The sequence below is a fragment of the Paenibacillus sp. MT124 genome (assembly GCF_058792755.1).
The window spans coordinates 2593427-2617165 of sequence record NZ_CM179500.1 but is presented as its reverse complement, the minus strand read 5'-3'; the positions used below and the strand labels follow the sequence as shown (position 1 = coordinate 2617165).

The 23739-nt window shown below is 47.2% G+C and carries 21 protein-coding genes; 4 read left to right on the top strand and 17 right to left on the bottom strand.

The features are described from left to right. The first annotated feature begins 521 nt into the window (after nt 1–521). The gene (locus AC3RCI_RS12200) at nt 522–1262 is read left to right on the top strand and encodes a hypothetical protein (protein ID WP_492529182.1); all 741 of its coding nucleotides are present in this window, start codon (nt 522–524) and stop codon (nt 1260–1262) included. Nucleotides 1263–1395: 133 nt separating this feature from the next. Further along, nucleotides 1396–1608, top strand: coding sequence for a cation:proton antiporter regulatory subunit (locus AC3RCI_RS12195; RefSeq protein ID WP_492529180.1), 213 nt, complete (start codon nt 1396–1398; stop codon nt 1606–1608). A gap of 103 nt (nt 1609–1711) precedes the next feature. On the opposite strand, the gene AC3RCI_RS12190 is transcribed toward AC3RCI_RS12195, so the two are convergent. After that, entirely contained in the window at nt 1712–4450 is a 2739-nt protein-coding gene (locus AC3RCI_RS12190; protein WP_492529178.1) for a PAS domain-containing hybrid sensor histidine kinase/response regulator, read from the bottom strand. A 282-nt stretch (nt 4451–4732) separates the two neighbouring features. Here AC3RCI_RS12190 and AC3RCI_RS12185 point away from each other — a divergent pair, with 282 nt between their 5' ends. Then, entirely contained in the window at nt 4733–5557 is an 825-nt protein-coding gene (locus tag AC3RCI_RS12185) for a protein-glutamine gamma-glutamyltransferase (protein ID WP_492529176.1), read from the top strand. A gap of 178 nt (nt 5558–5735) precedes the next feature. Here the strand turns inward: AC3RCI_RS12185 and infC are convergent, their stop codons facing one another. The 7 genes from infC to AC3RCI_RS12150 form a co-directional block, all read right to left on the bottom strand. Then, the gene (gene infC, locus AC3RCI_RS12180) at nt 5736–6227 is read right to left on the bottom strand and encodes a translation initiation factor IF-3 (protein ID WP_492529174.1); all 492 of its coding nucleotides are present in this window, start codon (nt 6225–6227) and stop codon (nt 5736–5738) included. A 97-nt stretch (nt 6228–6324) separates the two neighbouring features. Beyond that, nucleotides 6325–7257 carry a manganese-dependent inorganic pyrophosphatase gene (locus AC3RCI_RS12175; RefSeq protein ID WP_127536116.1) on the bottom strand — a complete coding sequence of 311 codons (933 nt, stop codon included), beginning with the start codon at nt 7255–7257 and terminating at the stop codon, nt 6325–6327. 169 nt (nt 7258–7426) lie between these two features. Then, on the bottom strand, nt 7427–7750 hold the full coding sequence (locus AC3RCI_RS12170) for a (2Fe-2S) ferredoxin domain-containing protein (protein ID WP_095287567.1): 324 nt from the start codon (nt 7748–7750) through the stop codon (nt 7427–7429). A 107-nt stretch (nt 7751–7857) separates the two neighbouring features. Next, the gene (locus AC3RCI_RS12165) at nt 7858–8631 is read right to left on the bottom strand and encodes a metallophosphoesterase family protein (protein ID WP_492529172.1); all 774 of its coding nucleotides are present in this window, start codon (nt 8629–8631) and stop codon (nt 7858–7860) included. A 68-nt stretch (nt 8632–8699) separates the two neighbouring features. Continuing rightward, on the bottom strand, nt 8700–9707 hold the full coding sequence (locus tag AC3RCI_RS12160; protein ID WP_336779749.1) for an LLM class flavin-dependent oxidoreductase: 1008 nt from the start codon (nt 9705–9707) through the stop codon (nt 8700–8702). A 243-nt stretch (nt 9708–9950) separates the two neighbouring features. After that, nucleotides 9951–11888: an LTA synthase family protein gene (locus AC3RCI_RS12155; protein WP_492529169.1), complete on the bottom strand. Its 1938-nt coding sequence runs from the start codon at nt 11886–11888 to the stop codon at nt 9951–9953. 219 nt (nt 11889–12107) lie between these two features. Beyond that, nucleotides 12108–14222: a putative PEP-binding protein gene (locus tag AC3RCI_RS12150; protein WP_492529167.1), complete on the bottom strand. Its 2115-nt coding sequence runs from the start codon at nt 14220–14222 to the stop codon at nt 12108–12110. 251 nt (nt 14223–14473) lie between these two features. Between AC3RCI_RS12150 and AC3RCI_RS12145 the strand changes: the two genes are divergently transcribed. Continuing rightward, entirely contained in the window at nt 14474–14851 is a 378-nt protein-coding gene (locus AC3RCI_RS12145) for a VOC family protein (protein ID WP_336779746.1), read from the top strand. 104 nt (nt 14852–14955) lie between these two features. Here the strand turns inward: AC3RCI_RS12145 and AC3RCI_RS12140 are convergent, their stop codons facing one another. The 9 genes from AC3RCI_RS12140 to AC3RCI_RS12100 form a co-directional block, all read right to left on the bottom strand. Further along, nucleotides 14956–15867 (bottom strand): GNAT family N-acetyltransferase, encoded by a 912-nt coding sequence (locus AC3RCI_RS12140; protein WP_492529165.1) that lies wholly within the window; start codon nt 15865–15867, stop codon nt 14956–14958. Nucleotides 15868–15891: 24 nt separating this feature from the next. After that, a complete protein-coding gene (locus AC3RCI_RS12135) occupies nt 15892–17550 on the bottom strand; it encodes an AraC family transcriptional regulator (RefSeq protein ID WP_492529163.1) in 1659 nt (552 codons plus the stop codon). A 115-nt stretch (nt 17551–17665) separates the two neighbouring features. Further along, entirely contained in the window at nt 17666–18673 is a 1008-nt protein-coding gene (locus tag AC3RCI_RS12130) for an ABC transporter substrate-binding protein (RefSeq protein WP_492529161.1), read from the bottom strand. Between the two features lie 174 nt (nt 18674–18847). Beyond that, nucleotides 18848–19225, bottom strand: a complete 378-nt coding sequence (locus AC3RCI_RS12125; RefSeq protein WP_492529159.1) for an immunity protein PIM1 family protein — start codon at nt 19223–19225, stop codon at nt 18848–18850. A 105-nt stretch (nt 19226–19330) separates the two neighbouring features. Continuing rightward, the gene (locus AC3RCI_RS12120; RefSeq protein ID WP_492529157.1) at nt 19331–19513 is read right to left on the bottom strand and encodes a hypothetical protein; all 183 of its coding nucleotides are present in this window, start codon (nt 19511–19513) and stop codon (nt 19331–19333) included. Beyond that, on the bottom strand, nt 19510–20103 hold the full coding sequence (locus AC3RCI_RS12115; protein ID WP_492529155.1) for a histidine phosphatase family protein: 594 nt from the start codon (nt 20101–20103) through the stop codon (nt 19510–19512). The genes AC3RCI_RS12120 and AC3RCI_RS12115 overlap by 4 nt, the downstream gene beginning before the upstream one ends. Next, nucleotides 20100–22280, bottom strand: a complete 2181-nt coding sequence (locus AC3RCI_RS12110; RefSeq protein WP_492529153.1) for a class I SAM-dependent methyltransferase — start codon at nt 22278–22280, stop codon at nt 20100–20102. Before AC3RCI_RS12110 ends, AC3RCI_RS12115 begins: the two co-directional genes overlap by 4 nt. Before the next feature lie 30 nt (nt 22281–22310). Then, nucleotides 22311–23126 (bottom strand): aminoglycoside phosphotransferase family protein, encoded by an 816-nt coding sequence (locus AC3RCI_RS12105; RefSeq protein ID WP_492529151.1) that lies wholly within the window; start codon nt 23124–23126, stop codon nt 22311–22313. 17 nt (nt 23127–23143) lie between these two features. After that, a complete protein-coding gene (locus AC3RCI_RS12100) occupies nt 23144–23734 on the bottom strand; it encodes a GNAT family N-acetyltransferase (RefSeq protein WP_492529149.1) in 591 nt (196 codons plus the stop codon). Nucleotides 23735–23739 lie beyond the last annotated feature (5 nt).

The window sequence follows — 23739 nt, the reverse complement described above, 5'->3', positions numbered from 1 at the left end:
ATATGTAAGTAACGTATTGCAAAGAACAACAGGATAACATCTTGCCAAAACAAATAAACCTGCCTCGCAAACGCGCGAAGCAAGCTTATGGCTTGTCTCATGTCCATGTCATTTATGGTTTAGCTATTGTCTTTGTCAAGAATCTGAAAGAACCAGCCCATTCCGATCATTCCCACAACCATTACTGCAATTAGAATAATGATGTATGTCATGAATGTACCCCTCCCTGCAACCGATTGATCAACATACTATTTACAGTTTACACGGTGAAACGCCTTTTGAATTGTCCTAACATTGACAAAAATACGACATCTTTAATTTTAACATAAACTATTATTGCACAACCTTCGGATTGGCATCCAAAGTTCAAAGTGAACCTCCTGCAGGCGGCATGAGCTGCCAGAAGTTTCATCCGTCATATTTCCGGTGTATACTATAAATCTATGATTAATAAGTAATGGCTTGAATGCAGCTTGGAGCACGGACTTATGCAAATCGCTTACGTAGAAAGGTTGAAATCAATGTCGTCGAATCGTATTCCCTTACGTCATCTATTTCTTACATTTATGCTTAGCCTCATGCTGATTATTCTATCCGCATGTGCCGATGGAGAAGCTCATCTGACCGTCAACATGGATGGTTCAACCGATCTGGAACTGAACCTCGGCGTAACCGAATCCGCCCTCGGAAAGATTGGACAGGACAATCTGATGCCCATGCTCGAAGAAGCCCTGAAGAAAAACAACTTTCAAGCCGAGGTCGTGGACGACGGAGAACGGAAGCAGCTCTCAGCAACAACCCACTATGAGAAAAGCAATACCGCCGCCAGCTTCGATCTGTCCAAGCTTCCAAAAGGCATCCAGGTCGATCAGTCCACGGAGCCAGGCTTCTTCACTTCCAGATTCTATGTTACTGCTACCGCTGACCTGATGGAATCCATGCCTGATGGGGAGATTAAGGATCAGATCAACAAGGTGCCCAGTTTCCTTAAAAATCTGCTGCTGAAAGATGTGAACTTCGATTTCAAATTGAGTCTGCCCATCAAAGCTGAAGATTCCAACGCGGACCTGGTTGAAGATCAGGGGAAGACATTAACCTGGCACGTTTCTCCCCTCAATTCGAATACACTGGATTTGACGGTACAGGTTCCCAACATTCGTAACATTATCATTACCGCAGTCATCGCTTTAATTGTCGTGGCTTCCCTGCTCATCTGGTTTTTCATCCGCCGCAAACGGACAAGACGCCGCCGCAAAGGATAACTTCAGCCGGTTAATGTGAAAACTGGAGCAGAATTGGATGTTTGACTTGCCAAACCGTGTTATGGATAGTAGAATACATCCGTACTGTGTGAACGGTTAACATTATGGAATAGCTAAAGAGGTGACAGGTTTCATGAATATCCGGGAATGCCCACTGCCTGGTATCGGAGTTAAGTACCAGTTTGATACAAAAAGCGGCAACCAACTGGTTCTTATTAAACACGAAGATGGACGCCGCGAATTGTTCTCTGTTGATCCTAGTGATCAGGAAGAACTTACATTGATTGCGGAACTGGAAGATGATGAATGCGTAACCCTCTCCGGGTTGATCGGAGGATGGTTCTGATCCTTTTTGGTCATGGACTATGGTTATAGACCTAAAAAAACCTGCCCCTTTAACTGGGAGCAGGTTTTTTGGTTTCATCTCACTCTTTCAGGTATCCAGCATTTTACCGATGAGCCCGGATATAAGGTACCCAAGTGCGCAGTACACGGGTAATTTCGGACGAACTGAACGGTTTACTGATAAAATCCTGCATTCCGCATTCCAGGCATGCTTCACGATCACTTGCCCCTGCAAATGCAGTTATAGCTGCGATAACCGGAATCTCGGGATGGCTTTGTCTTATTTTGCAGGTTGCTTCAATTCCGTCCATGATAGGCATTTTAATATCCATGAATACGATATCGTAGGATTCCCTTTGCAGTGCGCGCACTGCTTCCTCTCCATTCTCAACGATGTCACAGACCCCGCCAAGCTTACGGAGCAGCTCCTCCATCAGATGGCTGTTCACCGGTTGATCCTCAGCTATTAAAATGCGAATATTGGCTGCCAGTAGGGATTGATCACCTTCCCAAGTATCATCTGCAGCTTCCATTCCGTCACCGGACTCGTCCTGCCACTTCTCAAGCTGAAGTGTAAAATGGAACTCTGCTCCCTTGCCTATTTCACTATTCACCCCAATGGCACCATTCATGAGTTCAACCAGCTTTTTGCTGATCGCAAGTCCAAGACCGGTTCCACCATATTTACGATTAATGGCTGGATCAAGCTGGGAGAAGGACTGGAACAATTGATGTTGTTTGTCCACGGGGATGCCGATGCCCGTATCTTTCACGACAAAAGAAAGCAGAAGTTTGTCCGGATCGCCATCGTCCGCCACATTAGCATCCACACGAATCTGAATGCTGCCCTTCTCCGTAAATTTGACTGCATTGCCCACCAGATTGATCAGGATCTGACGAATCCGGGTCACATCTCCTCTGACACGGTCAGGAATCCGGTCAGACATTTCACAAAACAGCTCTATATTTTTTTCGGCCGCTTTCAGGGCAAACAATTCCACAACACCCGCCAGCATCTCCTGGATATCCACTGCGTCACGTGACAGATCCATTTTACCTGCCTCAATTTTGCTGAAATCGAGTATTTCATTGAGAATATGGAGCAGCGATTCCCCACTATCGATGATGATCTCGGCGAATCCGGATTGCTCTCCATCAAGCTCTGTTTCCTTTAACAGATTAGCCATACCCATGATTCCATTCAGCGGTGTGCGCAGCTCATGACTCATAATCGCAAGAAATTCGGATTTTGCACGGTCTGCCTGTTCCGCTGCTTCCTTGGCACGAATGATGTCATTTACCGAAGTCATATCTCGGAACACCAGCACACCCCCGCGGGTATTTCCTTGATCCATAATCGGTTTCAGCTGGAATTCTGCAAGAAAACTGGAGCCGTCCTGTCTCCAGAAAACAGATTCCGAACGAGGCAGGCTGCGGCCTTCACGAACAGCCTTTACAATCGGTGTTTCATTGGAAGGATAAGGTATGGCCTCGTTTTGCATCTGCAGAATGATATGCTCGAAGTGCACACCATTCATTTCTGTTGGACAGAATCCCATCATCTCGGCTGCAGCGGGGTTGGCAAATATCAATTTCCCGTTCTGGTCCAGTCCAATGACGCCTTCAGACATCGCATTCAGAATCAGGGCACGTTCGTAGCTCAGATTCTCGATCTCCTCCACATATTTTTTGGACTCGGTGATATCACTTGTAATTCCATACACGCCAACGACTCGATCCTCGAGGATAATGGGAACATTGATGACTCTGGTTTCAATTCGGCGTCCGTCCTGATGAATCAGCCCAATCTCATAACTCTGGGCCTTTCCTTTGACAGACTCTTCAAAATGATAGCGGGTTTTGGCCAGATCCACCGGATCAATCAAATGATCAAAGGATTGGCTGAGCAGTTGTTCCTTGGAATGTCCCGTCAAATGTTCCTGGCCGGCATTCGCTTTCAGCAAATTTCCTTCCAGATCAAGGGATGCAACGCCTAGCGGGTTACAGTCAAAGAGTGACTGATACTCCTGCAGACTCTGCTCCTGTTTTTTGCTCTCCGTAATGTCCCGGGTCACTGCAATCATCTCCTGCAGGTTCCCTTCCTGGTCATAGATATAGTGAGTTATCGTATCTGCCCACACGACAGAACCATCCTTATGCAGCAGACGGTAGTTAATACGGTCTGGTGCCAGACCTTGGATCTGTCCTGAAACATATGCCTCTACGATTGGAATATCGCTCGGATGAATACAGAACAGTCCTGATTGACCCACGATTTCTTCTGGCTTGTAGCCCAGCATCCCAAGACTGGCGGGTGAAACATACTTGAAGGTCCGTTCCTGATCGGCGCAATGTATGGCAATAAGATCGAGAGAAGACTCTGTGAGTATGCGAGAGATTCGGGTGCTCTCCTCCAATTGTTTGCGCTGTTCAATCAAGTGCTGCTCCGCTTCCTTTTGTTTCGTGATATCCGCTGCCTGTACAAGCAAATAAAGAGGATTGTTGTTCTCCTCATCCCTAACAATGCAGGCCCGTATGTTCGACCACAGAAGAGAACCGTTCTTATGCTTTAATCGGACTTCCGTCTCATACATCTGGCTTACCCCATTCGTCATATCCCAGAAGTTGGACCTGAATCTCTCCATCTCCTGATCTCCATCATGGATCATATGTACAATCGGTGAGTCGATTAGCTCATCTTCACTGAATCCCAGCATTTCACAAAACGCAGGATTCAGCTGGAGCCAACGTCCGTTCACATGCGAAGCAACAGCAATGCCGATTGGTGCATATTTGTATAATTGCTCAAACAGAGAGCGGCTCTCTGTAATTGGATTCGACACCGCTTATCCTCCTTTTTTCAAATTATTTTCTATTCCATATTATTCGTAATTAACTGCCTGTGCTGTACATAACTTCATCTATAGAGTAGTACCCCAAATAGGATAATGATTAAACGATATCCACTGAATCTTTTGCATGAATCGACATTTTGTGTGCGCTTTTACACGGGGATTGTTCAAACAGAGTACAATCCGGGTGCCAATCGACATATAAATGAAAAGATACGCGTGAGGTTCCGTTCACACAAGCCCAAACATCTAACGAAACGGAGGTTGTCATGTATGATCATCGTTGCGAATCAACCGCTAGATTTGGTACCTTCTCAGTGGTCTGCTTTTGAATGGCATTGGTTGCAGCAGCTTCAGAACAGACCGACCCTATATTCCTATCAGACCATGGATCATCTGCAATTCGAATGGAAGCTTCGCGCCTCTCTGGTTCATGCAGCTGAGGGATTGAATGCCAGCGGGGTGAGCTTTGCTTCATTTGAGAAATCAAGATGTAATCCCGCTTACTGGGATCTCAACAATGAGGGAGGATTTGAACTCAAACCGAATGTAACTCCGGCCGAAGGCATTCGGGACATTTGGAGGAATGGTTCCCTATATGCATTTGAATGCGCAACAGCAACAGTCATTGTGCTGTACGGAGGGGTGCTCGAAAGTATTCGTGAAGAGGCCTTCAATTCACTCTTTCGGGACTTACTGCTCTTCGATTGGCACTATGACAGCGATCTGCGCTTAACCGAGAAGAACGGCAGCCATAACGCACTTCCCGGCGATGTACTTTATTTCAAAAACCCGGATGTCTCTTCCGAAACGCCAGAGTGGCAAGGGGAAAATACGATCATGCTTCGTGAAGATCTGTATTATGGTCATGGCATCGGTATTGCCTCTGGTGGACAGATTATTCGTACTTTGAATCAATTCCGCACTCCAGGAAGCCAAGTTTCGGCCTACTTGATGGATAATGTGATTTATCCTGATTTTTATTATCTATCCCGATTTGCCGAAAATAGTGATCTGAACGCACCTGCAGGAAGTACGCCTGTGTTACCCGGACAATTATATGTACGGATTGGCGGCAGTCGGTATCTCCGAACATGAAGCTGAACGTTTGGTTAACGAGAATTCAAAGAACAGAAAAACTTTGACCACAACATAAATAAAACCCAAATGAAAACAGATACACTGCCTTTTCATTGGGCTTCTTCGCATAAACTTATTGGGAGACCTTAACGGCTTTACATTCTTCCGCATGCCAGGCACATAAATCAACCTGTTATTATGTGTTTGGGTCCAACTGGACAACAACCTGCTTGCCACTTACCTGAATACCTGTTGTTTTCGTGCCATATTCAGCCAGCGACTTGCTTAGCTGCTCAGCCCACTCCTTACCTGCAGCGCCTTCTTTGCTTCCGTGAACCTGTATGACCAGCTTAACCGAGTCACCTTTTTTCAAGATACGTTCCGCCTGAGCTTGTTTCGTATCCCGGTCATGGTCTTCCATCTGCAAGTTGAGACGAATCTCCTTAACCTTGCGTTTGTCCGGCGATTTGCCGGATTTTTTCTTCTCCTGCTGAGCTTCCTGTATGGCTGCTCCGGCACGGATGAGTTTGCAGGGTGGCGGGCTTGTCATCAGGGACAGGCATACCAGATCCACTTTATGCTGCTTGGCAAGTGCCAAAGCTTCTTTTGTGGACATAATACCGAGATCTTCGCCGTTCAGTCCAGTCAGCTCAACCTCGGATGCTTTGATCTTTTCGTTCTTAATCATGGTTTGTCCTCCTTTACGGCAAAAGCCCGTCCTGACCTATGACAGATCAGAGCAGGCTTGGATCAGACTAATGCTATGTTCGTGCCCGATGGTTCAATTACAGGTTATTGAATGCTTCGGTCAGAACAGGGACGATTTGCGATTTGCGAGATACGACGCCTTTCAGCAATGCCTTACTATCGGAAAGTGTCACATTGTATGCTTGTTCAACCGCTTTGGTAGATTGACCGTAAGCCAGTGCAACGGAATCATTATTCAGAATGTCCGTTACTACGAATAGGAACAGATCCAGACCCTTACTTGAAATAATCGCTTCGATAGCTGCTTCAAGTTCAGGTTGTTTCACAAGCACATCGTTAACGTCAACGGCGTTTACTTGTGCAATTTCCACTTTGGCTTGTCCCATGGCAAACTCTTTGGCATCCAGGGAGATCAGTTCTGCAATTGTTTTCTGGCTCAGATCCGCGCCGGCTTTCAGCATGTCCAAACCGTAGCTGTCAGCATCTACACCCGCAATGGCAGCCAGCTCACGTGCTGCTGCTACATCCTGCTCTGTGCAAGTTGGGGATTTGAACAACAGGGAATCCGAAATGATCGCGGACAACATCAGTCCTGCAATCGGTGCGCTAATTTCAACGCCGTTTTCTTTGTACATTTTATTCAAAATGGTTGCTGTGCAACCTACTGGTTCTGCACGGAAATACAGAGGCTGGCTTGTTTCAAAGTTAGCGATACGGTGATGGTCAATAACTTCAGCTACAGTCACTTCCTCAATATCACTTACACTTTGCTGACGCTCATTGTGATCGACCAGAATAACCTTGTTTACTTCGTTCGCAGCCGTTTTGATCAGGCGTGGAGCTTCCACCTTGAAATGATCCAGTGCAAACTGGGTTTCACCGTTCACTTCACCAAGACGCACAGCTTCAACGTCCTGTCCCAGTTTAGTTTTGAGATCCGCATACGCAATTGCAGAACAGATCGTATCCGTGTCGGGATTTTTGTGACCAAAGATTAATGCTTTTTCCATATTTATAGCCCTCCGTCAATTGTGATTAGAATAATCATATCATAATTCAAATCATACCTTACTGATTATAGCGTCAATAAGACTTAATTCCAAACCCTTAACAGCGAATGGGTTGAAATTCGTTCTCAGGGTCTGCCTCTTTAGTGGACATGGGAGGAACCCTGCAGTATTATTTGGAGGCCGTTTGAGCCACGTTCGCAATCAAGTGACTCTCCAGCTTCTCTCCATCACAGAGAGCCTGTACCAATGCCCGGCCAGATTCCGGGGTCATTTTGCCATACCAGTCTCCCTGCGGATACACGATCGTCACGCAAGCATCGTCACACCGCCCGTTACAGCGTGTTCGTGTTGTATGAATAAATCCACCGGCCTGCTGCTTCAGAATTTCATCCCGTACAGCCTGAGTGACTTCCTCTCCTTCGTTCCGCATGCAAGTTCCACCGTTGCAGAGCAGGATGTGGTGCTGAAGTTGATCCAGATTATAAATAGCCAAAACTCGGTTCATTCCCCTCGACTTCTATGATATGTATTGATTGATAATGAAGTATCTTTCATAAAAATATAAAGTAGCATACGGAACCTGGATAAGCAATGCAAATATTATTCTGCCGAGCCTTCTCTAGTCTCTCCCCTTTTCACATGAAACGTCTGTAAACTGCCATCCTCACCGATCTCAAGCAGGTTCAATTGCTCACCGTAAGCACATCCGCCATCTATGCCGATCTTGTCACCATTAGGATCAAACCAGATATCTGCGTAATCATGCAGGTTTTTCACTGGTGTGTGTCCGAATACCACCGTATCCGGAATGGATGTGGGCCTGGAGTAAAAGGCCTCCCGAATCCAGATAAAGTCCCGTTCAGGCTGACTGCGCCAGTCCTTTACATCCGGATTAATTCCGGCATGCACAAAGATATAACCGGGGACTTCATGAACAAGGGGGAGTTCACTCAGAAAACGGAGGTGATGCTCGTATCGGCTGCGAATCCATTGCTTGGCTTCCGTGTAGGCAATCCAATCGATCTGTTGCTCATCAAAATTAATCTCCACATAACTGCCCAGTGTCTGCAATCCGCCATTGCGAATCCAGTGCAGATCATACTCTTCCACGTCATTCATCAGAGCTTTGACCATCATCGCATCATGATTACCCTTGATCACCACTACACCATGCTTCTCCCTAAGTTCCATAATCTGCTCAACCACCTGCCGACTTTTCGGTCCCCGGTCCACATAATCTCCAAGGAGAATCAGTTCATCCTGATTGAGGTCAACATGCACTTGACGAAGCAGCGCATTGAATTCATCATAACAGCCATGAATATCACTTATGATACATCTGCGAATGTGAATTCCTCCTCTCTGCTTACTCAAGAATACAATTAAAGCCCCGCATGGCGGGACTCCAACCTTTTAGAATATAAATTCCCGTTCAACCGGCTCTAATCCTTCTTGAGACCAAAAGCTTCAGCAATCAGGCCAAAAGAGCGCAGGCGTGCATCAAACGAATGAATAGCTGATGCAATTATGACCTCGTCTGCTTCATGACGTTCTGCCATAGCTGTAATTTTGTCCTTCACCTGATCTGGTGTACCAATAATGGAGAAGGAGCGGCGCTGGCGAATCTGTTCCATTTCCATCGCTGTATAAGGATAATTATGGACAGTTTCCAGCGAAGGAAATGAACTCTGCTCTAATCCTCTGCCCAGGCGCAAAAAGAACAGCTCATTACTACGGGCCAGTTCCGCTGCTTCATCCTCCGTCTCTGCACAGAAGGCCGCTACGGCAATCATGGAATGAGGTTTGTCATTCAGAATCGATGGTTTGAAATGTCTGCGATAATATTTCATCGCTTCTTCCCCGCCAGGTGTTCCGAAAAACTGTGCAAATGCATAGGATGTCCCCTGTGCTGCAGCAATCCGGGCACCTTCCGAACTGGAACCCAGCAGCCATACTTCAGGTACCGTTGGTACAGATGGTCCAGCTACGAGGGATGCAAAACGGTGATCCTCTGGCAGCTGCTCGTGGAAATAACCGCCCAGGTCAGCAATTTGCTGCGGGAAAAATTGTACATTGGAAGCCTTGCCCTCATTCAGAGCGCGGCTCGCAATCGGCATGCCGCCTGGCGCTCTGCCAATGCCGAGGTCAATCCGTCCAGGGTGCAGTGCCTCCAGCAGACGGAAGTTCTCCGCGACTTTGTAGGCGCTGTAATGAGGCAGCATTACACCACCGGAACCAACCCGAATCCGATCGGTATGAGCTGCGACATGAGCGATCATAACCTCCGGACTGGAGAAGGACAATGCTCCGCCGCCATGATGCTCGGACATCCAGAACCTGGAGTACCCCAGTTCATCGACATGCTTCGCTAACGTCACAGTCTCCTGAAGTGTGTCCTGCACACTGCGTCCTTCATTGATATGTCCATGTTCGAGTACACTAAGTTTCATCTATATTCATTCCTCTCGTCGAATGGGTTGCTGGCCATATTTTTCTAGTGCAAAATTCACACTCGCTTCATTGTAACATTATTGATTACAGTTTCAAAATCTCTTTATTCTTATCTGTGGAATTGCAATTAAAACACGTTCCTCTTTCTTCCTTAATATACAGGTTCCTTATACACTGAATCAAAAAGTGCCACCAGCAACCGCTGGTGGCACTTCCTATTTGAATGAAAGCTTTTTGTTCTATTATGGTGCTCGTTTGGGCAGCAGCTTCACATACTCGTCAGATAGCCTCATGAGGCTGAGCACATGCTCGTAATCGGAGCGATACGGCTCCAGATCGGTAACCGGTTCATAGGTTTTAAGTGAATATGCTGTCCCGTCATCAAAACCTGCACCTGGTATAAACATAATGTCATTGTTGACGAACGAGCCTGTCGGCAAGTAATACCGTATACCGAATGCATTGTGGTCCATATTCAGCAGGTCATGCCCAAATGCAGTGAACTGTTCTTCTTTTAACGAAACACCCATTAGGTTCATGACTGTAGGCAGAATATCGAGCTGACCACCAGGCTGTTCAATCAATTGACCTTTAACCTGGTTTGGCGTGTGAATCAATAGTGGGATATTAAACCGGCTCACCTTGCCATCATATGGGACATTCAGACTCGCTTGAATCTGTTCGGTAATCTCGTCATTTGCGGGCAAGCCGAAGTGATCGCCATAGATAACGAGTGTTGTATTCTCCCATAGCCCGTTTGCTTTCAACTCATCAATGAGCTGACCGACTGCATAATCGGTGTAATTAATGGCCTGCAAATAATCGTGAAGCAATGTGTTCGTGATCGTTGCAGGAATGGTAATGCGCGCCCGATCCGCTGGAACCGTGAACGGCGAGTGGCTCGATGCGGTAATGAACTGGGCATAGAACGGCTGATTTGCCGCTTGATGCGCAGCCATTTTTTCCACACCTACACGATATAACTCCTCATCCGAAGGACCAAAATCGTTAAAGCGGTCATTCTCGAAGCTCGGCTTATCGAAATATCGATCAAAACCGAGGGCCGGATACATCTTGTTCCGATTCCAGAACGTCACGTCATTGACGTGGAAAGTCTCTGACTGGTAGCCTTCATTGCGAAGCAGCTTCGGTAGACTTGGCAGCTCGCGGTCGCTATATCCGGCTGACATTGGAACAACCCCGGTTGGATAGATTGACGTATTGGACATAAACTCGGCATCCGAGGTATTTCCCTGACCGATCTGTTGGAAAAAATGAGAGAAATAATAGCTTTCTTTGGCTAAATCGTTCAGTACCGGTGTCAATACCTGACCATCCAGGGAAGCGTTAATCGGGAAATTCTGAAAGGATTCCAATTGCAGTACAATTAAATTGCTGCCTTTGGCCTCACCAAAATATTTGGCTTTGATTGCTGATCCCTGGTTAGTTTTGTCCTGATATGGATATTCGCTCACCAGTTGATTAATCTTGTCAATCGTTTCATTAATATTGCCATTCGCTATAGCTTCGTTTTCTTTGCTGGTCAATATCGCGGACGACACTTGATAATTCAGAAATCCGAGATTCTCAGCTCGCACCAGTTCGTTATCAATTGTTTCGCCTTTGACAATAAAACTGCCTGACAGCACAATACAGAATGCAGCCGTAAGAGCTACCCCCAGCTTGCCCCAGTATCTTCTGCGCATTTTACCGAAATGTAACCCGCTGTCCCGGTAACTTCCGTTTCTGACACCCGACCGCCGACGACGCATAACGAGCCAAACCGGCAGTGCAAGCACGATGTCAACAAAGAACAAAAAATGGGAAGGCCGTATCAGTGGTCCAATACTCCCTCGCACCTGTGCAACCTGCCCGATCTCGCTGAGCGCCGTATATGTGGGTACGGAGCTGAAGTGCACGTTATACAGGGTTGCCGCAAACAGGACGAGGGAAAAGAGCAGGTTAAACCCGCCGTACACCATCCGCTTCCAGCGTTTCGGCACAATGAGATCCAGGATGCAGACGACAGTCAGAGCTCCTAATGCATCCGTCACAAGACCGATCCCGGACAGCCCTTGGAAAAAGAAATACCGCAAAAGCGACAGCTTCAGCAGCATAAGGATAAACAAGACGGCAAATAAAGTCCGTGAGGAGGTCCGTTCGTTTTTGGAATTTAACATGGTCGCTTTCAACCCTTATCTGAAATTTTACGTTCGTTTTACAAAACGCATATTTCAGTATAACAGTTTTGCTATTTGTATTCCATGAACGGACTCAAATTCCTGTAACCAGCATCTTGCAGCATCCGGTCCCCGTTGTGATTAAGACAAGAACGTCTAATATAATTTATAATTCACCTATTTGGAAGACATTCATTGACTCATGCCAATTGCCATAGGTCAAGCTGTCGTCGATATATCATCATCCTGTACGTTACTATTCTGCATCCGTGCAATGAGTACGGCCTGTGCAGCGGCAATTCTGGCGAAAGCCACCTGTTCAGGTGGGCAGCTTACGTAATCCATTCCCATACGCTGGCTGTAGGTAAATGTACTCAGGTCAACATGTTCCTCCACGCAGAGACCTACTCTCAAATGAGGTTTACGAAGCCGAGCCTGAACGACAGCGCGTTCCAGTAGTTGTTCTCCCCCATCCAGATGCAGAATCTCTGCTCCAAATGACAGGAAATCAGCCTGTCTGGCTGTATGTGCCACGGTCAGTGCCATTTGAGCCCCTTCAATCAGCGAGCCTACCCTGTAATGGCAGTGACGTCTCTCCTCCCCCAAGATCTGTTCAGCCACTTGATCAATCAGTTCTCTGATTACTTGCAGCTCACTGCCTGGTCCTCTCGACGTTACGAGAATCTCGGGGCGAACCCACAATCCCTGGCGAATGCATTTGAGCGCTGCACGAAAGACGGCCTCTGCCTGCATTTCATAAATTTCCGGGAAAACGGTTCCAAGATGACACCCAAGCTGCCTGCTGATCGGATGCTGCTCGTGCAGCCGCTCTACAAGCCGGGCCATGCGACTAAGCTCCTCCTGATTTACATCAAGTCCTCTTGCATGCCCTGCCTGTAATCCTTCTTGACGTTCCACCAACTCATCCAAACCCGGGAGAAGTTCATATAATGGAGGATCGAATAGTCTTATCGTTACCGGAAATCCGTTCATTTCCTCGAAAATCTGCTCTAGATCAGACTGCAGCATGGGCAGCAGCCGTTCCAGACCACGTTTGCGCTCAACGTTGGTTTCAGCCAGCACCATCTTTTGCACATAAGGCATCCGCGAGCTAGACAGTAACATATGATCGGTTCGGCAGATGCCAATTCCGTCGGCTCCAAACGTACGGGCCATGGCCGCATCACGAGGATGACTTGCATTTGCGAGTACCGTTATATTTTTCACATCATCAGCCCATTCAAGCAACTGCTGAAGTTCAGATGTGGGAATTACGTTAGAAGACTCGACACGCAGCAGTGCCTCTTCCCTGGTTATCAGTCCTTCATTTGCAAAATCCACTATGGTCCTGATCACAGCTTCAGGACTTAAACGGGCATCCCGTGCTTGTAAAAGGTACAGCTTCCCCAACTCAATGACAAATTTAATTTCCTGAACAGCGGTGTTCACTCTCTCCAGCTCACGACTTGCTTGCGACAGCTGGCCAACCAGCTCTGGTTCCGCATCCCTGATCTGTTCCAGCTCCTCCAGGTCATACCCTGAGCCTGCAAACGACATGTATTCGCCATAGATCCCTTGGGCCCCAGTCAACGGATGACGTGAGTAGATTGTACCGCTTCCGCAGCGGTCTCCGCACTCTCCATTCACCATCACTTGAATCAAAACGGGCATACCATAGGCGAACGAAGTGGAGCTCAAGGTTTGGTTATGCAATCCTGGATCAGAAAGGGAGAATGCCTGGATGATCCTGTGCAGTTGAAGCTGCACATCCTGAGGGAAAGCGGAATGTCCCTGTTCTTCAATGACGTCTTTATACTGCGCAATAGCGTACTCCAGTCTCGTTTCATCCAAACTCGTGATATCTCCCAATCGTTCATCAAAAACCTCAAGCGGGATGCCATGAACCAACCAGCCATAATTCTGCAGCAGCACCCGGTAGCAGTTGAGTGCATACGGGCGGTTGTTAATGCGCCGGGCAAGTCCCTCTACTGTAATGTCATTAAGTCCTACGCTTAGCAGCACCAAGGAGTTCGCATCCCGGGGAAGCACGTCACTGGATTGCACAGCAAGCAAAAGCGGAGCATCCTGATCACCAAAGGCTGTGCCCGTATGCTGTTCCAGCTGACGGACTGCCCTGGCCAGATCTTCGGAACCTTCGGCAAAAGTTGTTTCTGAGCAGCTAAGGAACTCGTGACAGTGTTCCGTTGTAATGGTGAATCCTGCCGGAACAGGCCACCCCGCCTGGCATAACTCCGCAAGCGCGGCTCCTTTACTGCCCAATAGTCCTTTCATCTCTGCCGTGCCTTCTTCCAACAGAACTACCCGTGTCGTCATTACAGCGCTCCCATCCGCCATTCCATGGCTATGCTTAGAGGTATTCAGTTGTTGCGAATCACCCTCTAGTTAATGGTATGATGCAAACGCGCAGTCAAGGACATCTGTGTATGCATTTTGTACTCGGAATGTAAACGTTGATCAAAAGAGTTTTATGGTATTATAAAAATGGCTCATACGAATGAACTTAAGAATGGTGAATCCTATCATTTCAAGGTTGGAACAATACGATAACTGGGGAGTGAGTATCATTGTTTAGCAAAGTTGGTCAAATCATGTTGTATGTCAACGATCAGGACAAGGCCCTTCAATTTTGGACAGAAAAAGCAGGCTTTCACGTGGTCTCCGAAGTCAACGGCGAGGGTATGCGCTGGGTTGAAATTGCTCCTGAAGAAGGTGCCGAGACAACCATTATCCTTCACGACAAGGAATTCGTAGCCAAAATGTCCCCCGAGTTGAATCTGGGCACACCTTCGCTCATGTTTTTCACCAAAGATCTTGATGGGCTCTATGCGGATTTGGCCAGCAAGCAGGTTACGTTAGGTGAACTGGTTACGATTCCGGGCGGAAGAGTCTTTAACTTTGCAGATGATGAAAACAACTACTTCGCTGTGATGGAAAGAGAGTAGATTCGTGCTCCCTGTGCTCCCTACTTAGGCGGGCGCTATGATTGCCACTCTTCATATTTACACAATAAAGGCGTCTGACAAAGAGTCAGCCGCCTTTTTAACTGCTATTCATACATATGATCTAATTGATACAGCTCCAGCACATGCTCCGTTTCGAAGCCGGCTTTACGGTATAACGATAGTGCACCAGAATTCATTTCATCTACACATAAGCGGATTTCACTCACTTGGCTCTTCTGATTGAGCTCATATAACACCTTGTTCAGTAAAAGCGAACCCAGTCCCTGCCTGAAGTAATCCGGATTCACCGCAATATATTCAATACTACCCTCACCAAATTCCGGATCAGCCTCGGCGTAGACATATCCGTGAATCTCCCCTTCCGTGCCAGACAGAACGTATAAATGATGATGCTGCTTGTCTGAGCGCTGAATGAGTGTTTCACCATCGTAATACGTACCGGTAAAGGTGGAATTATGTAACTGGATAAAAGATGGATACTGATCTGGAGTAATGGTCTGAATCCTGTTATTTTCACCCTGGTCCAGGCTTACTTCATTCAATGAGCGATTATGCAAAATAACCTGCCTGCTCTTGAGCTTAGCTCCCTTGTCCTTCATGAACGTGATGGCATTCGCATGATGTTCATTATAAAATCCGTAAACTTTCTGGATATGAATCCGGTTTTCTGCTAATTTGTTCATTCCCTGCTTCCACAAACAAGATGCTAATTCTTGCCACTGCTCTGGAGCACACTCAATAAATGGCCCCCACAATTCAGCAGTCCCCGTATCCGTATCTATATCCATCCCAAGCACTCCTGTCAGATGCCCATTCTCATTCAGGGTACTAATCCATAGGTCCGGTTGATCACCAAAAGCATCCATCATTGCCTGCTCAATTTCAAGCGCATCCTTGCCGCAATACCCAATATGATGCTCATGGTGCTGATTCAACTCCGCAATAATTTTAGCGATCGCTGACCTATCCATATTCTGAGTAATATTACGTTCCATGACTGCTCTCCTTCCAAAGGTAGTCTAAGCCAATACACGCAGGATATCATCGATTTTCTTCCCGTGGGAGATAACCCCGTAATTCATCCAAGTTAGAAAGTCCACTTCGTATACACATCCGTTTCTTACTGCTGAAAGCTGTCTCCATTCCCTGCTGTTCAGCAGCTTCCGTTCATCTCCAATCACTGCAGAATCCAGACAGTCAAATGTAATAAATAAATGATCCGCCTGCAATAGCTTCAATTGATCAACGCTTATGCTAATTCTACGTTCTTTCAGTGCCCATTGCTGCACCAGAGGATGTGGCGTTAACCCCAAATCCTGATACATCACAGGTCCCACATAACCCTGCTGTACGCCGTACAACACAATTTCAGTGGCAGAGATCCGCAAGAAAGCTACCGTCTTTCCTTGCGCAGATCGTGTTAGTCGAGCGTTGGCCTCACGTGCTTTTTCTTCATACGAACCTACGACGTCCCTAACCCGATCTCCTTTTCCCAATACATCCGCTGTTGATCTTAATATGGAGCGCCAGTCCTCTCCCTTATGATTCACATAAAACGTAGGCGCCACCTGTTCGAAACGGGCCAGATTCCACCGCTCATAGCCATCACTCAGCATAATAAAGTCCGGCTTATGGTTCTCTTGAAACATTGCATCCTGATGGGTCACATCGAATTCAGGAACATTATCCATCCCCAAGTAGTGCTGTTTGCCCCACAAATGGTGAGCGTATTGAAGCACGGGCTCCACGCCTAGCGCTAATACAAAATCTTCGAGGTACGGTGCAAATACTCGCACGTCCTGACGATAATGACGTCTGTATACTCCCGGTGAGATGCCTGCATATTGCTTAAACCGACGACTAAAATAGTACTCGTTACTGAATCCGACACTTTGGGCAATATCGTGCAGCCGATCATCTGTCTGCTGCAGCAGTTGTTTGGAACGTTCCAAGCGAATCGAATTCACATAATCCAGAGGAAGCTTGCCGGTCATCTCCTTGAATTGTCGGGTATAACTGGACCTGGTGAGCCGGGTACCTGCCGCCAGATCATCCACCGTAATGGGCTGGTTATAATGATCACGGATATAGCGAATGGATTGTTGTAAGCGAGTTCGATAATCCATGGAAGCATTGCTCGAATCATTTTGCAGAAGCAGCATCCGAAACCATTCCTGGAAACGAAGCTGCCAGTCCCATTGTTTCAGCCAATCCTCTGTCGCCTGCTGCTGTAACAGTTGATCCAATATATCCAGACAAGAGCTCCAGGGGGTGTAGGCCAGCTCAATAGGCGATGATGATTCCGTGATGACTTGAGACTGCGGAAAAGCAGGACTTGTCTCTTCGAGTGGAGTGGTGGATCCAATCTTGCTTGTCTCACCAGCGGTCAGATCAAGCTTATAATAATGCAGCTTGGATTCTGAACCATCTCGAGTTTGCAGAGGTAAGACGGGTATACCGGAAGCGAAAAAAAGAATCGTCCCTTTTTTTAACTTGAAGACGACATCTTGCGAAACCAGTTCTCCCTGTCCTTGGGTTACTACAACGATTGAATGGCCCTTCGACGATGTGTATTCTAAACCATTGTAAGGTTCCAAAACGGAGTTTTGAACGTATTGAATTTGCTGAAGTGAACACAGCCAGGGCATGGGAAGAATCTGTTCTATGGTATGAGACATTCGTCATCGTCCTTAATTGAGAATTGTTATCATTTAATTTAGTCTAAACGAAAAAAGAAAGCTCTTCAACCCTAGTTGAAGAACTTTCTTGTATACATTACCCTATCGATGTTCGTTATGGCGTCATTTTCTCCAGAAGATCATCCATTTTCATTGAGTTTGCTGTGATTGCCCCAGATTGCCAGTGAGATCTCTCCATCTTGTACACTTTATTGTTTTTCACGGCAGGCAGAGAATTCCACAGCTTGCTATCCAATACCTTGATAGCTTCCTGATTCTCCGGAGAAGACCAATCTCCATCCGAAGGGAATATGATGATTCTATCTGCATCGATTTGCGGGACCGCTTCCTCGGACAGAACCTCTTGAAAGGCTTCCATGCTTTCAGCCAGGGCATGGGGTGTCAAGCCAAGTTCGGAATATATAAATCCGGTATAGCGGTTTTTCACTCCGAACAGCGCCAGGCTGTTATCATCCACATTAAGGCGGACAACCGCCACTGTCTCGTCTCCAACGCTTTCAGCAAGCTTGGCTTTGGTATCACTGATTTTCTCATCGTAAGCCGCAGCCACTTCCGCACCTTTTTCCTGTTCCCCTACTACATCGGCAATCTTGGCAAGCATCTGCTTGGAATCCTGCAAGGTGCTCTCAGGTAAACGATATGTCGGTGCCACTTTGGAATACATTTCATATTTCTCTGCATCCGCGGCACCATCCACAATGATCAGATCCGGGTCATATTGCAGAAGAGCTTCGATATTCCCGGATATATCAAATTGTGGGACATCCAGGTTCAGATAATCCTGTATTCCCCATGATGGGTGATACCATTGTACGACAGGTGTGATTTCCAGAGCCTTCAGGTAATCTTCCACATAGATCCCGGCTATTCGCTTCGGATGCACCGGAATCGTTACATCTCCGAATTCATCCTGTACCACACGTGTTTCTGTTTCTTGGCTCGACTCGGAAGAATTGCCGCTGCCAGCAGTTGTATTCTCCGTTACTGGCGACTGAGCCTGTTCCTCCGCTGCTCCCGAATTCGAACTGCATCCCGCTATGAATACTGCCAGGACCAGAACTGTAATTCCCCAACCTTTAATCCCTTTACTAAAACTTGCCATACTACTCTCCACCCCTATGTAATCAGCTGTATTAAAGAGAATGCTCATCTACAATGATTATCATTCTCAATTAATGTCTAAGGTGAATTGTACCTTATGCCTTACCACACTCACAATACACATTTGAATCCATTTTTTTATACAAACGAAAGCTACAGGCCACCCCTGCCCCTGCTAGAGCAGAGGCAGTTTTCCGTTATGGTAACTCTCAAGCAATTGACCTACGAAGGAATGCTCACTCTCACCCTGCAGCATTGCAGCCCCAATAAGGCCAATATCATCACTCACATAACCAGCCAATTCGGGATGCCCTGTATGGTGCAGCGTCTGTTTGAATGCCTGTTCCCTCGATGCACGAAGCAGTTCATCTTCAGCAATAGAATCAGCATCTTGTACCCACCTCTGGTATGCCGTCATCCATTCATCTGCAAAAACCGAATCATCGCGCTTGTCCAGATAGCTATCGATATCCAGCCCTTGAAACATCTCATTAGCAATGAGCCTGCCTTCATTAAGTTCTTTAAGAAGCTTCTCCGCCTCTCTTCTATTCATTAGGTATTCCCTCCATCTTCTGTGATGCTGCTGTACATTTCAGGTATTTTGAATCTTCGTATGCTGCGGGTCGGATCGGCTGTAAAATGATCCAGCCCGCTCTTCTCATACTGTTGAGTGGCGATCCTTTCCACGTTTGTATTCCATTGCGCCGAACTGGGTTATGCTTTCTTGGTCAGGGTGAATTCCTGTTCCCTCCAGATCAAATATGCAGTACAGATGCTCATGAAGCTTAGGGATATGCAGCTCGTCCACCACGTAAGTATCCAGATTAAACGTGATTTTCATATGTTCTCTCCCCTTTGCCACAGACGGGTGACCTGTACCAATTCATGCTCCATGTTAAATTCCAGCTTATAGATATCCGGCATCGTCGTGCTCTTCCAGAACTCATAACCGTAGGACGTATCATAGTGTTGGAATATAAGAGTCATCACATCTCCATGTGTGCCAATCACTACTTTTTGTCCAGCGTGTGTGTCCAGAATTCGCTCAATTACGGCTACCGCTCGTGCACCTGCCTGCTCCCCCGACTCTCCGCTAGGGTATGCAAAGGAAGGCGCAAGGTATAATCGCCGTTTGGATTCAAGAAAATTGTCATGCTTAACACGTTCATCGGATAATTGACGTTCGCGCAAATCTTCCTCCATCACCACAGGGGCGCTCGATCTGTCAGCCAGTTCCTGAATGGTATCAACCGCTCTCCGATATGGACTAGAGTAATACCATTGAATCTTCTCCTGACTGAGAACTTCTGCAACAATCGCTGCATCTCGGCACCCACGCTCTGTGAGTCCTCGTTCTCGTTCCTGTCCTTCCACATAGGCGGATTCTGCATGCCGCACAAAATACAAGATGGTTCTGGACTCTTTACTCATCCGTCAGCCAGCCCCTTCTTCTTCTCAATCACAAGGAGGCAAGTACTGTCTGGCAAGGATGCAGGCTGTCCGTCTTCCTTCATGAACACAATACGTCCCTCAAGTGCCTCGGTATATCCTTCCTGAAGAAAATGCTCCAGCTTAATAATCTCTGCCTGCTCACCAAGCGCTTCACGAATACAGTTCTCGTAAGCCGATGGCGTAAAGATGCCGAACTGTTCCTGAATCTCATGAACGTAAGCTTCTTCGCCCCACGTATACGTATACAGGAATTCCATGGCATCATTAATGTTAAGAACCGCCTCATTCTCAGCAACACGTTCAAACGTAATCTTCCGGCCCTGGAAGTCCTGAGCATATCGTTCCAGCCACTGCATACCATCCGGCTCCAAAAACCGAATCCGTCTATTCTGCTCTTGAGGTTCTGTCATAATGCCATCACGGATTAATATTCTTCCACCCGGCGACAGAACATGAAACGAACTTTGAAGTGCTGCGACAACCGTATCCGTGTTAAATCTCCGTCCATCCCGCTCTATATAGGAGTACAATTCATGCAGAATAGACGAAAAGATTACCGTATCCACCGTGCCTGGCTGTACGTATTGATCCAGCCTTAAGGCGTCCCCCTTCATGACCTGCCAGCGGTGACCTTCTCGCTGTTTCTTGCGCTCCAGCGCTTCGATGACATTGGCAGAAATATCAATTCCTATCGGCTCCACTTCCGGCTTCTCCTGCTCAATAAGATCCAGCAGAACTCCGCCACCTGGACCGATATCGAGTACACGCTTGCCAACGATGTAGTCCAGCAGCAGTTTTTTATAATCCCCTGAGCTGTTCATGTCTGCCAAATACGTCTCTTCATTATGGAACCGGTCATACGCATCACGCCGCAGTCCGAACAAATCGAAGAGCAGTAATACAGCCTTCTCATATAGCGGCGATTTCTCGGCTTCAATACAGAATGCAATCAGCTTCTCCGCCGCTGGCGAGAACTCAAAGGTCACAAAAACCGTATCCGGCAGATCCGGTTGACGTACTACGCGATGGGTCAGATGCGGATAAACGACCGTCTTTCCCTCTTCAATCTGCTTCCATGACCATTGCTCAAGGTACTTTTCAATCATTCGTTTTTTGTAGATGTTCAGCTTTTTGACACCTTTATAGTCGTAATACATCGTATTCATTAACGGTTCGAAACTGATATGACGTACAGCATCTGAATTCGATTCCCTTTGAACCATGCCTTCACTATGCAGGGTAAGAAGGAACACTTTCACCATTTCCTGCAGGGAAAAATCCTGCAGCGCGGATTCCACATACCACAATGTACGACGAGACAGAGGAGCCAGCATTTTGTCTACATCAAGCTCTGATTGCAGTTTAGCGTACGCCTCATCCAGGGCCTCGCCTTCGCGAATGGACGAGCTTCGGAGCCGGGATAAACGTTCCTTCAAAGGCCAGTCTGCATGATTCGGTCCGCTGATAATCCACCCAACCATTCGCTCTACTTCCGCTTTAACCTGCCGCCATAGCTTCGGATCAACACCAGCAATGATGCACTGGTTGAGCGCCATCAGAACCGTGTGCAATTCTTCAGCTGTCAGCCAGCCATGAGTGATAAAAGCATGCAGCGGAGCATTCTCGGCAAAAGGTATCTCCCCGCGTATGTATTGTCCAATCAGTCCATGCGTTCCAATGAGAGCATAGATCATTTCCTGTCTTGGTGTAGCTTCATTCTTCTGAATTGGATTCTCCTCATTGACCTCAACCACAGCTTGATCGTCACTACCGATGTTTCCTGTACTGCGATTAATAACATACTCCCTGTATAACTGTGCAGAACCCCTATTGTGTACAAACAGATTCACCCCTGCGCGCTGCCATGCCTTCCTTTGCTGCAATGAACCTGCCTTGGCTGTCTCCGACCAGACCAGTACTTCCTCCACGACCTCTCGCACCCAAAAGGAAACGTTCAGTTGATCCAGGACGTGCAAGGTCCGCTCGACGTAGTCCAAAACGGGATTGGTTCCCTCAAGGTCAGCCATGGAATAAATGCGTTCAAGATTAATATGGGGCTGCTCGGCCGCCGCCAGCAGCTGCAGCCATAATTGCTGCTTATCCTCTGGGATGTTGCCTGTTCTATACGAATGTATGGCTTCTAATGAGTGCAGCATGTTGACATTCACCTCGTTATTTAGTTCAATTCATCTGTCTAGACGGTTCAATCGATCCACCACAAGTTTCAGCACACTTTCTGCTTCATTCCCCGGCAAACTCTCTTCCAGGCGAGCAGCTGCAACGGGCAGAATCCATCGTTCGATCTCCTGCCAGGTTACGCCTGATAGATGCAAGTAATGGTTGATGTATCCGTCCACTATCGTATCACGAGACCTTTCAAACCCCAATCGTATCGCAGGATCAGCATCCTCCGGCAGCGATGCGCTCGTTAAGATGAGCCAACTGCGTGCCACATCTCCTGCAGGATCGCCCGACATGCCTGTCATCCAATCGATAACATTGTAGGCGTTCTTCTTCTCGTTCATCATGACATTATCGGGATGATAATCACCGTGACAGATCTGTATTCGCTCAGGGAGAATGGTCAGATAATCAAGTATGCGGGCTTTTTCCTCTGCAGACAGTAGCTGTGTTCTCTGAATCGCCCCTGACAAAACCTGCTTCTGTGAAGGCAGGACTCTCTCATCATCACTTTGGGCATGCAGCTCCTGATGACAGGCAGCCAGCTGATGTACCAGTTCTTGAAGGCTTGAAGACTGGTGGAACATCATGGAGAATATCGTCTTACCTTCGATCCGTTCAAATACAATACCTGTACGATCTCCTTCAACCGTAATTTTTCGTGCCTGAGGCACGGGTAATTTCTTATCATTTAACAGCTGTGTAATTCTGAATTCATTCTGGATGGCTTCAAGCGGTAAGTTACGATGATACAGCTTCAAAATTTGATCGGAAGCGTAGGCGTAGATGTCCGCAGTTCGACCTTGACCAATAAGCTTCATACTTTAGCCTCCAGCGTTTATTCCAATTCCTTGCCCCTGATTTTACTAAATACCATGACATCAACCAGGGTACCGGTACTGTCCCGGCGCATACTTCGCAGTATGCCTTCCAGGGTGTAACCTGCACGCTCAGCAACCTTGGCACTGCGTTCATTCCGAGAATCACAGCGAATCTCCAGACGGTTAGCGTTCAGATATGTTATTGCAAATTGTTCAATTCCCCGTACAGCTTCTGTCATTAATCCTTCACCTGCACGCGACGATCTGATCCAGTAGCCGATCTCGAAGCAGCGTGCATTCCAATCGATACGATGCAGGCCGCTGCTGCCTACAAAATCATCAGTATGCTTATCTCGCAAATGAAGAACGAGATCTGTCCGCTCCAAAAACTGTAATCTGGCTTTGCGGACATGTGCTTCAGATTCCTCAAGCGAAGGTACCTTTTCGGCAAATGGCAGCCATGGCCGCAGCTGCTCAACACTCTCCCGAATAGCCTCGTTGACATCTGCGCCATCTTCCCACTGCGGAGCTCGGATCGTGAGACGCGCTGTGTCGAAGCGCTCGGGAAAAGATATCATAATTGGATTTATTGGTTCCATGTTAGACATATCGT